This window comes from Inquilinus sp. YAF38 (assembly GCF_052113205.1).
Lineage (GTDB): Bacteria > Pseudomonadota > Alphaproteobacteria > DSM-16000 > Inquilinaceae > Inquilinus.
On the sequence record NZ_JBFRCU010000084.1, the window covers coordinates 19,696 to 32,427 of the forward strand.

Below are 12,732 nucleotides of genomic sequence, written 5' to 3' on the forward strand. Positions count from 1 at the left end.
CCGAGGTCTTCACCATCCTGCCGGCCGCGCCCCACCCTGTCTGCTCGAACAGATAAAACAGGGAGAGGCCCATCGTGGCTGCTGCGGCGCGACGCCCGAACATCCTGATCCTGATGGCAGACCAGTTGACCCCCTTCGCCCTGCCGGCCTATGGCAATGCCGTGGTGCAGGCGCCGGTGATGGCGGCGCTGGCGCGCGACGGGGTGGTGTTCGACGCTGCCTATTGCAACAGCCCGCTGTGCGGCCCGTCCCGCGCGGTGTTCATGTCCGGCCGGCTGCCCTCGGCGATCGGCGCCTATGACAACGCCGCCGAGTTCCCCTCCGACATCCCGACCTTCGCCCACGCGCTGCGGACGCTGGGCTACCGCACCATCCTGGCCGGCAAGATGCATTTCTGCGGCGCCGACCAGCTGCACGGCTTCGAGGAGCGGCTGACCACCGACATCTACCCGGCGGATTTCGGCTGGACCCCGGACTGGGACCGACCGGAGGCGCGGCCGAGCTGGTACCACAACATGTCCTCGGTGCTCGACGCCGGCCCCTGCATCCGCACCAACCAGCTGGATTTCGACGACGAGGTGGTGTTCGCGGCCGAACGCCGCCTGTACGACCTGGCGCGGAGCGGCCCAGGCGCCTCCGACCGCCAGCCCTTCTGCATGACGGTGTCGCTGACTCATCCGCACGACCCCTTCGCCGTGCCGGAGCGGTACTGGGCCCTGCATCGCCACGAGGACATCCCGCTGCCCGAGGATGCGCCGGCCGACGACCCGCATTCGCGCCGGCTGCGCGCGGTGTGCGAGCTGGACCGGACGCCGATCACGCCTGAGCAGACCCGCCGCGCCCGACGCGCCTATTACGGCGCCATCGCCTATGTCGACGAGCAGTTCGGCCGGGTGATGGAAGCGCTGCGCCGCACCGGCCTGGCCGAGGACACGGTCACCATCATCCTGTCCGACCATGGCGAGTTCCTGGGTGAGCGCGGCCTCTGGTACAAGATGAGCTTCCTGGAGGGCGGCAGCCGCATCCCGCTGATCGTGCATGCGCCCGGCCGGTTCGCCCCGCGCCGGGTCGGCGCCGCCGTGTCCTCCGCCGACCTGCTGCCGACCCTGGTCGATCTGGCCACGCCGGAGGGTGCGCCGGCTCATCCGACCCCGCTGGACGGACGGAGCCTGCTGCCGCATCTGGCCGGCACCGGCGGGCACGACCTGGTGCTGGGCGAATACCTGGCCGAGGGCGCAGTGGCGCCGATCGTGATGATCCGCCGCGGCGGCTGGAAGTTCATCCACAGCCCGGCCGATCCCGACCAGCTCTACGATCTCACGGCCGATCCCGGCGAGCGGGTGAACCGTGCCGCCGACCCGGCCGAAGCTGCCCGCGTCGCCGCCTTCCGGGCGGAGGTGGCGGCGCGGTGGGACCTGCCGCGGCTACGCGAGCAGGTCCTGGAAAGCCAGCGGCGGCGGCACTTCGTGGATGCGGCGCTGCGCCGGGGCGTCCTGCATGGCTGGGACTGGCAGCCGCGGCAGGACGCCACCCGGCAATACATCCGCAACCACATGGATCTCGACGACCTGGAAGCCGCCGCCCGGTTCCCGCGCGTCACGCGCGGCCATGACGCCGATAGGGACGACAACAACAGGGAGACCGAATCATGGCGCGCCTCATCGCCCTTGCCCTGACCGGGCTGCTGCTGGCGGCCACGCCCGCCGCCGCGGCCGATCCCGACGCTTGCGCCACCGTGCGCATGTCGGATCCGGGCTGGACCGACATCACCTCGACCAACGGCGTGCTCGGCACGCTGCTGGAGCCGCTGGGCTACACCCAGAAGGTGGAGACCCTGGCCCCGCCGGTCACCTTCGAAAGCCTGAAGAACAGCCAGATCGACGTCTTCCTCGGCAACTGGATGCCGGCGCAGAGTCGCTTCATCGAACCGCTGACGGCGGAGAAGGCGATCGAGGTGATCCGCCCGAACCTGGACGGCATCCGCTTCACCCTCGCGGTCCCGGCCTATGTCGCCGAGGCGGGGGTGAAGGATTTCGCCGATCTGGCCAAGCATGCCGACAAGTTCGACAAGAAAATCTACGGCATCGGGCCCGGAGCGCCAGCGAACCAGAACATCCAGAAGATGATCGACGCCAAGGATTTCGGCCTGGACGGCTGGACCCTGGTCGAATCGAGCGAGCAGGGCATGCTGAGCCAGGTGGACCGGGCGGTGCGGCGAAACGAGTGGATCGCCTTCCTGGCCTGGGAGCCGCATCCGATGAACGCGAAGTACCCGATCGCCTATCTCAGCGGCGGCGACGCCTATTTCGGCCCGAATTACGGCCGCGCCACCGTCTACACCGTGACGAGGCGAGACTTGTCGAAGAATTGCCCCAATCTCGCCCGGCTGCTGTCACAGCTGACGTTCACGGTCGATATGGAAAACCAGATCATGGGGATTCTGGGCGACGGGGCGGACGGCAAGGCAGCCGCCGCGCAGTATCTCAAGGCTCACCCCGATCTTCTGTCCGGCTGGCTGGCCGGCGTGACCACCCGCGACGGGCAGGATGGCCTCACCGCCGTCCGCGCCGCACTGAACCAGGGCTGAAGGAGGCCCGTAGCGCATGTGGACCCAGATCCGGGACTGGATCGAGCATCTGTTCAAGCCGCGCTATCGCCCGGAGCGGCACTACATGCGCGGCCGGCAGTCGCGCTGAGGCGTCTGTCGCCCTGAGGGCGGCAGACTCGTCAACAAACAACCCGTCATGGCGAGCCCCGAAGGGGCGTGGCCACCCAGGCCGCTCGCACCCGGCCTCCTGGATGGCCACGGCGCTGCGCGCCTCGCCATGACGGTTTTGGATGAGCGACAGGTGAGACGAACCCCGCCGCCCGGATGCAGCCTCAGGCGTCTCAGCCCTTGATGAAGGCCAGCAGGTCCGGGTTCAGCTCATCGGCATGGGTGGTCAGCATGCCGTGCGGGAAGCCCTTGTAGACCTTCAGCGTACCCTGCTTCAGCAACTTGACCGAGAGCAGCGCCGAATCGGCGATCGGCACGATCTGGTCGTCGTCGCCATGCAGCACCAGCACCGGCACCGCGATCGCCTTCAGATCCTCGGTGAAGTCGGTCTCCGAGAACGCCTTGATGCAGTCGTACTGCGCCTTGGCGCCGCCGATCATGCCCTGGCGCCACCAATTGCCGATGACGCCCTGGGAGACCTTCGCGCCCGGCCGGTTGAAGCCGTAGAACGGGCCCTCCGGGATGTCGCGGTAGAACTGCGCCCGGTTGGCGGCGAGGGCCTGGCGAAAGCCGTCGAACACCTCGAGCGGCAGGCCGCCGGGGTTCTTCTCCGACTTCACCATCACCGGGGGCACGGCGCCGACCAGCACCGCCTTGGCCACCCTGCCGTTGCCGCCATGCCTGGCGACGTAGCGCGCCACCTCGCCGCCGCCGGTCGAATGGCCGATATGGACGGCACCCTTCAGGCCGAGATGCTCGAACAGCTGGGCCGCGTCCGAGGCGTAGGTGTCCATCTCGTTGCCGGTGTCGGTCTGGCTCGACCGGCCGTGGCCGCGCCGGTCATGGGCGACGACGCGGTAGCCCTGGCCCAGGAAGTACAGCATCTGGGCGTCCCAATCGTCGCTGCTGAGCGGCCAGCCATGGTGGAACACGATCGGCTGCGCGTCGCGCGGGCCCCAATCCTTGTAGAAAATGCTGGTGCCGTCCTTGGTCGCGAACAATCCGCTGCTCATGATGCTGTCTCCCGATGCTGGGCGTGAAGGCGCGGCGCCGGTCTGCGCCAGCGAAGAATGCGGCAAGGCCGCCGCGGCGGCGAGTCCAACCCCCGCCGCCAGGACGAGCCGGCGCGAAATTCCGTCGGTCCCGTGCTCGCTGTGATCCATCTGCGACTCCTTTGATATCGCGATAATCGTTATTGCGATAAATATCGAACTACCCGATCCGTCCGGCTGCGTCCAGATAATCTTTATCGCGATATCAATTTCCGTGATAAATATGATCGCACATCAGGAACAGGAGGGCGCCGCATGCCCCTGCCGACGGACCGCCCGCTCGCGCTCGACGAGCAGATCTGCTTCACGCTGTACCGCACCGCCATGTCCATCAACCGGACCTACAAGCCGATGCTGGACGAGATGGGCATCACCTATCCGCAATACCTCGTGCTGAACGTGCTGGGCGAGGAGGACGGCCGGACGATCGGCATCATCGCCGCCCGCCTCACCCTCGATTCGAGCACGATCACGCCCCTGGTGAAGCGGATGGAGGCGGCCGGGCTGGTGCAGCGGCGGCGCAGCCCGGACAATGAGCGCGAGGTCCAGGTCCGGCTGACCGAGGCCGGCCGCGCCCTGTTCGTCCGCAGCCAGTGCCTGGGCGAGGCGCTGCTGGCGCGCTCCGGCCTGACCCTGCCGCAGCTCGACGCCCTGAACCGCCAGATCCAGTCGCTGACCGCCGCCTTGGACGGCCATCTCGGCCGGCCGGAGTGAACTGGCATCTTTTGCTTCGACATCGCGGGCCAAAGCCTCCGCGAGGGTGATCGTGACGACGGCTTGCGGTCGTCACGATGCTGACCATCTTCACGATGACCGCTTGAGTACGCCAACGCCCTCCGCGGACTGACCCAACTCAAAACTATTGACTTCCGGAATAAGATGGAGAAATTTCGATAATCTTGAATTTCATTCTTTATTGAAAAATGGTCGATTTTCCTGTTCTAGCAAAATTTGATGGCGATGAAGCGACGAGGCATCGCCTGCCAGCCTACGAAGCCGCAAACTCTCTTGTTGGCATATCGAGATCGTTCGTTATTGTAAATCACTTCCTCGTAACGGGCGAGGTAAGGAAGCGGACTCCATATGTAGACGATATTGCGGTTTATTATGAGCCTCCAAGAAAAGGAAGCCTTGAGGCACTATTCAGTTTTGTTGTTGAGAATCCAATAGAAAGCACAATTGCCGGGACAATCGCGTTAAATGTTGTATCAAACTATGTATTTGAATTGCTAAAATACACTTGGAATGTTGCATGCGGAAAATCTGAACTTGCGGACGTACCAAAGATTATTTCAAGGAGCAGACGACCGCCGATGCAAGGTGATCTTGATGCTTTGGTCGACGCTATAGAACCAGCTGCAAGGCAAGCCCATACCTCCATTGGCCGCGGCGCGCGGGATATCACCATCATTGTGGGAAACAACAACACAGTCACTAAACTAGATAAGAATACCGCAGATTACCTTTCATCAGCATATCCGCAAAACGAAAAGCTAATAGAGGGAAGCATTGGATCATTCAATGCAAACCAAAAATCTGGAAGCATTTTTGATTACGAATTGGGAAAGCTAGTGAGATTTTATGTCGATAAAAACTCAGATTACATGACCATAAGATCGATCACAGAAAGCCTCGACAAGTACGCTAAGCAAGAGTGGAGCAGAATTCGTGCAAGGGTAATTCCGATCGTCGTCGCTGACGGCAGAACCAAACGCTACCAACTAGTCTACGCTAGACCCATGCCTGCGCCGCAGCCGTGAGCGGCACATATCGCCGCTAAATGGCAGATGCCCGCTCGACGCAGTTGCGGTGCCGCGCCCGCTCATGCAGTTTGCGGCCAACCTTCCGGCAAGCTGAGTGCGAGCGATGACCGAACCCGCAGCCACCTATGACCTGATCGTGATCGGCGCCGGCCCCGGCGGCTATGTCGCCGCCATCCGGGCCGCCCAGCTGGGGCTCAAGACCGCCTGCGTCGAGAAGATGCCGACGCTGGGCGGTACCTGCCTGAACATCGGCTGCATCCCGTCCAAGGCGCTGCTGCACGCGTCGGAAAAGTTCGAGGAGGCCGGCCACGCCTTGGCCGCCTTCGGCATCAAGGTGGCGGGGGTCGAGCTCGACCTGCCCGGCATGATGGGCCACAAGACCAAGGTGGTGAAGGCGAATGTCGACGGCGTCGACTTCCTGTTCAAGAAGAACAAGATCGACCGGCTGCTCGGCCACGCCCGCTTCACCGCGAAGGACCGGATCGAGGTCGAGGGCAAGACCTACGCCGCCAAGGCCTTCGTCATCGCCACCGGCTCCGACTCGACGCCGCTGAAGGGCGTCGAGGCCGACGAAACCCGCATCGTCACCTCGACCGGCGCGCTGTCGCTGCCGGAGGTGCCGAAGCATCTGGTGGTGATCGGCGGCGGCGTCATCGGGCTCGAGCTCGGCTCGGTCTGGTCCCGCCTCGGCGCCAAGGTGACGGTGGTGGAGTTCCTCGACCGCATCCTGCCGACCAATGACGGCGAGGTGTCGAAGCAGATGCAGCGCATCCTGGCCAAACAGGGCATGACGTTCAAGCTGAGCTCGAAGGTCACCGGCGCGCAGAAGACCGACACCGGCGTGACCCTGACCGTGGAGCCGGCCAAGGGCGGCGCCGCCGAGACCATCGAGGCCGATTACGTGCTGCTGTCGATCGGCCGCCGGCCCTACACCGAGGGCCTCGGCCTGGACGCCGCCGGCGTGGAGCTGGACGAGCGCGGCCGGGTCAAGACCGACAAGCACTTCCGCACCAATGTCGAGGGCATCTACGCCATCGGCGACGTGATCGCCGGCGCGATGCTGGCGCACAAGGCCGAGGATGAGGGCGTTGCGGTGGCCGAGATCCTGGCCGGCCAGGCCGGCCACGTGAACTACGACGCGATCCCGAGCGTGGTCTACACCTGGCCCGAAGTGGCCTCGGTCGGCCGCAGCGAGGAAGAGCTGAAGCAGGCCGGCGTCGAATACAAGGCCGGCAAGTTCCCGTTCCTGGCCAATGGCCGGGCGCGGGCGATGAACGCGACCGACGGCTTCGTCAAGATCCTGGCCGACGCCAAGACCGACCGGGTGCTGGGCGTGCACATCATCGGCGCCGAGGCCGGCACCATCATCGCCGAATGCGTGCTGGCGATGGAGTTCGGCGCCTCGGCCGAGGACATCGCCCGCACCTGCCACGCCCACCCGACCCTGAACGAGGTGGTCAAGGAAGCAGCCCTCGCCGTCGACGGGCGCGCGATCCACATCTGAGGCCGACAGGATGCCGAGCGTCTTCGCCCATTGCCTCTCCCGCCTAGCGGGAGAGGTCGGGCTCGCGTAGCGAGACCGGGTGAGGGTTGGCCCAGGCCTCGACGAAGAGCCCTCACCCGGAGCCGCTTCGCGTCTCCGACCTCTCCCGCAAGCGGGAGAGGCAACAACTCGACGCTTTGGAGCGGGGTTGCCGCATCCTTGACGCCTCATCCGCGATGGCGTTCCCATCGCCTATGACCCACCCGCCGCCGAACCGCAGCGTCGCAGTGCTCGCCTATGACGGGCTATGCACCTTCGAGTTCGGCGTTGCCGTGGAGGTGTTCGGCCTGCCGCGGCCGGAATTCACCGACTGGTACCGCTTCACCGTCTGCGCCGCCGAGCCCGGGAAGCTGCGCGCGATCGGCGGCATCCAGGTCCAGGCCGAAGCCGGGCTGGAGGCGCTGGAGACGGCCGGCACCATCGTCGTGCCCGGCTGGCGCGGCATCCGCGAGACTCCACCCGAGAAGCTGCTGGCCGCGCTGCGCCAAGCCCATCAGCGCGGCGCGCGGCTGGTCTCGATCTGCTCCGGCGTCTTCGTGCTGGCCGCCGCGGGCGTGCTGGCCGGCCGCCGCGCCACCACCCATTGGCGCTACGCCGAGGCCCTGGCCGCGCAGTATCCCGACATCCGGATCGTCCCGGACGTGCTGTATGTCGACGAGGGCCAGGTGCTGACCTCGGCCGGCAGCGCCGCCGGGCTGGATCTGTGCCTGCACATCGTGCGGCGCGACTGGGGCGCGCGGATCGCCAACCAGGTGGCGCGGCGCCTGGTGGTGCCGCCGCATCGCGAGGGCGGGCAGGCGCAATATGTCGACCGGCCGGTGCAGATCGAGGAGCGGCCGCGCCTGGCCGCTTTGTTCGACTGGGCCCGCCGGCACCTGGCCGAGGACCTGCCGCTGGAGCGGCTGGCCGGCGAGGCCGGGATGAGCCTGCGCACCTTCCTGCGCCGCTTCCGCGAGGCCACCGGCACCACCCCGGCCGAATGGCTGGTGAGCGAGCGCCTGGCCCTGGCCCGCGACCTGCTGGAGACCACCGCGCTGCCGGTCGAGCGCATCGCCACCGAATGCGGCTTCGGCTCGGCCGACACGCTGCGCCATCATTTCCGCCGTCGCCTCGCCACCAGCCCGGCGCGGTACCGCGCCGGCTTTGCCCTCGGGTGAGCCGAGGATCGCCATGCTCCGCCTGTTCATCGCCATCGCCATTCCCGCCGCGCTGCGGCCCCACCTGTCGCTGCTGCAGGGCGGCGTGCCCGGGGCGCGCTGGACCAACCCGGCCGATTTCCACCTGACGCTGCGCTTCATCGGCGAGGTCGACGCGCTGGAGGCCGAGGAGATCGACCAGGCGCTGCACGCCATCGCGGCCCCCGGCTTCAACCTGGCGCTGGACGGCGTCGGCCGGTTCGGGACAAAGCGCGCCGCCTCGATCCTGTGGGCCGGGGTGGTGGCGGAGCCGGCGCTGCACTTCCTGCACGCCAAGATCGACCGCGCCTTGGTCGCCGCCGGCCAGCCGCCCGACGATCGCAGCTATGCCCCGCACGTCACCCTGGCCCGGCTGCGCCAGGCGCCGGCCGAGCGGGTCGAGCGCTGGCTGCTGGAGCACGGCCCGTTCCGTGCCGAGCCCTTCCCGGTCGACGCCTTCCACCTGTACCAGAGCCATGTCGGCCGCGAGGGCGCGGTCTACGAGATCCTGGAGAGCTATCCTCTCGGCCAGACGTAGGTTGGGTTCGCGATTGCGAACCCAACATCCCGAGGCCGGAACCAATTGTTGGGTTCGCATTCGCGAACCCAACCTACGACGTCACCGCGCCCGGCTGCCCAGCCCCATCGCCTGGCGCATGAAGAAGCGCTTGATCGGCGGCAGGCGGCCGACGGCGGCGAGGCCGAGGTCGCGGGCCAGCTGCACCGGGGCCAGGTCGGTCGAGAACAGCCGGTTCAGCCCGTCGGTCGCCAGGATCATGGCGACATTGTCCGGCCGCCGCGCCTGCTCGTAGCGCTGCAGCATGGTGGGATCGCCGAGGTCGAGGCCGAGCCGGCTGCGCTCGACCAAAAGCTCGGTCAGCACGGCGATGTCGCGCAGGCCGAGATTGAGGCCCTGGCCGGCGATCGGGTGGATGCCGTGCGCCGCCTCGCCGATCAGCGCCGCCCGGCGGGCGCCGTAGCGGCGGGCGTGGACGACGCCGAGCGGATAGGTGAAGCGCTTGCCAAGCACCCGCACCGGCCCCAGCCAGTCGCCCACCACGGCCTGCAGCGCCGCGTCGAAGGCGGCGGCCGGGCGGTGCACCAGGTCGTCGGCGGTGTCCGGATGCTCGGTCCAGACGATCGAGGAGCGGTGGGTGCCGTCGGCATCGTCGCGCATCGGCAGCACCGCGAAGGGGCCGGCCGGCAGGAAATGCTCGACCGCCACGCCCTCATGCGGCTCGGCATGCGCCATGACGCAGACCACTGCCTTCTGCCGGTAGGCGAAGCTGCGCGCCGGAATGCCCAGCTGCTGCCGGGTGAAGGAGGCGCGGCCGTCGGCGCCGATCACCAGATCGGCCCGCACCACCCGGCCGTTGGCCAGGGTCACGGCGGCGTGGCCGGTGCCGGTCTCCACCGCCACCACCTTGGCCGGGGCGACATGGCGCGCCGCCGGCAGGGCGTCCAGCCGCTCGAACTGCGCCAGCCGCAGCAGCCGGTTCTCGACGATGTGGCCGAACGGGGCGCCATCCGACTCGTCGGCCATCTCTTGGTGGTCGAAATGCAGGAACACCGGGGCACGGCCGTCAGCGATGCGGATGTCGAGGATCGGCTCGGCCTCGTCCGCCACCGGGTCCCACAGCCCGGCCGAGGCGACGATCCGGCGGGAGCCGTAGGACAGCGCGGTGGTGCGGCCGTCAAATTCCGGCAGGGTGCGGGCGGCCGCCGGCTCCTGGTCCAGGATCACGGTGTCGATCCCGGCCTGGCCCAGGGCCGCCGCCATGGTCGCCCCGGCGAGACCGCCGCCGATCACCGCGATCTGGGTGCGCAAGGAGGTGCTGTCGTTCATGGCGCGCAGCATCGGAGAGCGGTGCCGCGCTGTCCAGTGGCCGCGTGTCACATGACCGGGTGTCCGGCCGCCATTTCGTGGTAGCATTCCAGCATGGTGCGGATTTTTCTCCTATGCCTCCTGGTGCTGGCCGCGGGGTGCTCCGAACGGCGCGGCGTCGGAGTCGCCGCCGGCGGCAGCTGGGGCTCGTCCGGCGGCGCCGGCAGCATGATGTCGCTGTCGATCCCGTTCGGCCTCTGACCCGGCAAGATCCCGTCACCCGTCGATCCTGATTCGTTCGTGATTCGTCCGAAGGTTCTCCGACCGTGCCGGACCGGCCACACCGTGGCCGGAAAAGCGCGCCGGACCGGCCGGCCGGCGACACCGGATTTGACAGGAGACGTCAGAAGATCGGATAAAGTGATTGGAATCTAAGAGCTGTTTCGCGGCGGCACCGGTCGCCGGAAGCGAGGAAAGAGGCCGGCGCAGCCGGCCCGACGCGGCAGAGGGTGTTGCAGAAGAGCATGCGGGGCGGCCGACTCAACGACGCACTGGAACGGCTGGCGGACTATCCGTTCGCGCGCCTCGCGACGCTCTTGTCCAGCGTCTCGCCGCCGGATGGGGTGGCGCCGCTGGCCATGTCGGTCGGCGAGCCGCAGCACCAGCCGCCGGCCTTCCTGGCCGAGATCCTGGCGGCCAACGCCGACAGCTGGAACCGCTATCCGCCGGTGGCCGGCACCCCGGCCTTCCGCGAGGCCTGCGCCGGCTGGCTGCAGCGCCGCTTCAACCTGCCCGACGGCTTGGCCGATCCGGCCCATATCCTGCCGCTGTCCGGCACCCGCGAGGCGCTGTTCCTGGTCGCCGAGCTGGCGGTCGATCACCGTCCCGGCGCCAACCAGGTGCCGGCGGTGGCCCTGCCCGATCCATTCTACGCCCCCTATGAGGGCGCCGCGGTGATGGCCGGGGCCGAGCCGGTGTTCCTGCCGGCCGGGCCCGCCACCGGCTTCCTGCCCGACCTCGACGCACTGGAGGCCGATACGGCGCTGCTGGCGCGGCTGAAGCTGTTGTACCTGTGCAACCCGACCAACCCGCAGGGCGCCGTCGCCCCCCGGGCCTATCTCGACCGCGCCATCGGCCTGGCCCGGACGCATGGCTTCATCCTGGCGGCCGACGAGTGCTACGCCGAGATCTACGACCGCGAGCCGCCGGTGGGCGTGCTGGAAGTGGCGGCCGGCCGCGACGGCGGGTCGCTGGACAACCTGCTGGTGTTCCATTCGCTGTCGAAGCGGTCGAACGCGGCCGGGCTGCGCAGCGGCTTCGTCGCCGGCGACCCGGCGCTGGTCGCCGCCTTCCTGCGGTTGCGCAGCCATTCCGCCGCCGGCATGCCGCTGCCGATCCAGGCCGCCTCCGCCGCGCTGTGGGCCGACGACGCGCATGTCGCCGAGAACCGGGCGCTGTACCGGGCCAAGTTCGATGCCGCCGAGGCGGCGCTGGGCGGTCGATTCGGCTTCCGCCGGCCGGAAGGCGGCTTCTTCCTGTGGCTCGATGTCGGCGACGGCGAGGCCGCGGCGCGCCGGCTGTGGGCCGAGGCCGCGATCCGCACCCTGCCCGGCGGCTACATCACGCGACTGGACCGGCCGGAGATCGGCCGGCGCTGGCTGCGCATCGCCGTGGTCCATGACGCCGAGACGGTCGGGCGCGCCCTGACCCGGGTCGGCGAGATCCTAGCCGAGGCGGCAGAATGACAATGGCCGGAACCTCATCCCGCCGCACCGCGGTGACGCGCAGCTCCGGCCGCGCCGCCTCGAGCAAGCGCTCCTTCCTGCCCCCGGTGGTGCGGGAGTTCCTGCGCAACCGGGTGCGCGAGCTGAGCGGCCTGGGCATCGCCGTGTTCGGCTGCGGCCTGCTGGTCGCGCTGGTCAGCTATTCCCCGACCGACCCGTCCTGGAACACCGCCAAGGCCGGGCCCGCCGTCAACCTGCTGGGCCGGCCCGGCGCGCATGTCGCCGACCTGCTGATCCAGACGCTGGGCATCGGCGCCTTCCTGCTGGCCGTGCTGCCGCTGTTCTGGGCCTGGCGGCTGATGCGGCACCAGCCGCTGGACCGGGTGTGGTGGCGGGTCACCAGCCTGCTGTTCGGCGTGCTGTTCCTGGCCGCCGGCCTGTCGCCGCTGCCGGCGATCGAGGGCTGGGCCGAGCGCGGCTCGCTGGGCGGCGCCGTCGGGTCGATGATCCTGAAGCGGATCTCCGACACCGTGATCCTCTCGGCCGGGCCGGTCGCCACCTCCTGGCTGGCGCTGGCCACCGGCGCGGTCGGCCTGCTGCTGGTGCTGGTCGCGCTGGGCCTGTCCTCGACCGAATGGCACCGGGTCGGGACCGTGACCGGCGCCGGCGCCCGCGTCGGCGCGTCAGTCACCGGATCCCTGCTCCGCGCCTTCGGCCGGGTGCTGCAATGGCTGGGCCTGCGCACGCTGCACGGCGCCGGCACCGTCGCCTCCAGCATGATGCGGCGCGAGCCCGCGCCAGCGGCCCCGGCCGCCTTCGCCATGCCCGGCGCCGGGCCGGCCGCACGGCCGCGCTTCGCCCGCGCCAACCCGCCCGGGCCGCGGATCGGCGATCCGGAAGACGGGGACGAGGAGGAACGCTCGCCGGTACGCCC

At 68.6% G+C, this 12,732-nt stretch carries 12 protein-coding genes; 10 read left to right on the plus strand and 2 right to left on the minus strand.

The genetic code is table 11. The features are described 5' to 3' along the window. Positions 1–74: 74 nt before the first annotated feature. Together betC and choX are read left to right on the plus strand one after the other, a co-directional pair. The gene (gene betC / locus AB4Z01_RS28365) at positions 75–1,676 is read left to right on the plus strand and encodes a choline-sulfatase (RefSeq protein ID WP_441699378.1); all 1,602 of its coding nucleotides are present in this window, start codon (positions 75–77) and stop codon (positions 1,674–1,676) included. Beyond that, complete coding sequence (choX, locus tag AB4Z01_RS28370; RefSeq protein WP_441699379.1) at positions 1,649–2,587, plus strand: choline ABC transporter substrate-binding protein; 939 nt, start codon at positions 1,649–1,651, stop codon at positions 2,585–2,587. Before betC ends, choX begins: the two co-directional genes overlap by 28 nt. Before the next feature lie 302 nt (positions 2,588–2,889). On the opposite strand, the gene AB4Z01_RS28375 is transcribed toward choX, so the two are convergent. Then, a complete protein-coding gene (locus AB4Z01_RS28375) occupies positions 2,890–3,729 on the minus strand; it encodes an alpha/beta fold hydrolase (RefSeq protein WP_441699380.1) in 840 nt (279 codons plus the stop codon). A 294-nt stretch (positions 3,730–4,023) separates the two neighbouring features. On the opposite strand from AB4Z01_RS28375, the gene AB4Z01_RS28380 reads away from it, so the two are divergent. From AB4Z01_RS28380 to thpR, 5 genes are all read left to right on the plus strand, one after another. Next, on the plus strand, positions 4,024–4,482 hold the full coding sequence (locus AB4Z01_RS28380) for a MarR family winged helix-turn-helix transcriptional regulator (protein WP_441699381.1): 459 nt from the start codon (positions 4,024–4,026) through the stop codon (positions 4,480–4,482). Between the two features lie 209 nt (positions 4,483–4,691). Further along, positions 4,692–5,528 (plus strand): DUF7946 domain-containing protein, encoded by an 837-nt coding sequence (locus tag AB4Z01_RS28385; protein ID WP_441699383.1) that lies wholly within the window; start codon positions 4,692–4,694, stop codon positions 5,526–5,528. Between the two features lie 106 nt (positions 5,529–5,634). Then, on the plus strand, positions 5,635–7,035 hold the full coding sequence (gene lpdA, locus AB4Z01_RS28390; protein ID WP_441699384.1) for a dihydrolipoyl dehydrogenase: 1,401 nt from the start codon (positions 5,635–5,637) through the stop codon (positions 7,033–7,035). A 233-nt stretch (positions 7,036–7,268) separates the two neighbouring features. Next, a complete protein-coding gene (gene ftrA, locus AB4Z01_RS28395) occupies positions 7,269–8,231 on the plus strand; it encodes a transcriptional regulator FtrA (RefSeq protein WP_441699386.1) in 963 nt (320 codons plus the stop codon). A gap of 13 nt (positions 8,232–8,244) precedes the next feature. Next, on the plus strand, positions 8,245–8,787 hold the full coding sequence (gene thpR, locus AB4Z01_RS28400; RefSeq protein WP_441699388.1) for an RNA 2',3'-cyclic phosphodiesterase: 543 nt from the start codon (positions 8,245–8,247) through the stop codon (positions 8,785–8,787). Between the two features lie 81 nt (positions 8,788–8,868). Here the strand turns inward: thpR and AB4Z01_RS28405 are convergent, their stop codons facing one another. Next, a complete protein-coding gene (locus AB4Z01_RS28405) occupies positions 8,869–10,095 on the minus strand; it encodes a UbiH/UbiF/VisC/COQ6 family ubiquinone biosynthesis hydroxylase (protein WP_441699389.1) in 1,227 nt (408 codons plus the stop codon). 93 nt (positions 10,096–10,188) lie between these two features. Between AB4Z01_RS28405 and AB4Z01_RS28410 the strand changes: the two genes are divergently transcribed. The 3 genes from AB4Z01_RS28410 to AB4Z01_RS28420 form a co-directional block, all read left to right on the plus strand. Continuing rightward, a complete protein-coding gene (locus AB4Z01_RS28410; RefSeq protein ID WP_441699391.1) occupies positions 10,189–10,335 on the plus strand; it encodes a hypothetical protein in 147 nt (48 codons plus the stop codon). A 263-nt stretch (positions 10,336–10,598) separates the two neighbouring features. Then, complete coding sequence (locus tag AB4Z01_RS28415) at positions 10,599–11,819, plus strand: aminotransferase class I/II-fold pyridoxal phosphate-dependent enzyme (protein WP_441699393.1); 1,221 nt, start codon at positions 10,599–10,601, stop codon at positions 11,817–11,819. Between the two features lie 2 nt (positions 11,820–11,821). Further along, positions 11,822–12,732: DNA translocase FtsK 4TM domain-containing protein (locus AB4Z01_RS28420; RefSeq protein ID WP_441699395.1), on the plus strand; the 911-nt coding region annotated here is incomplete at its 3' end.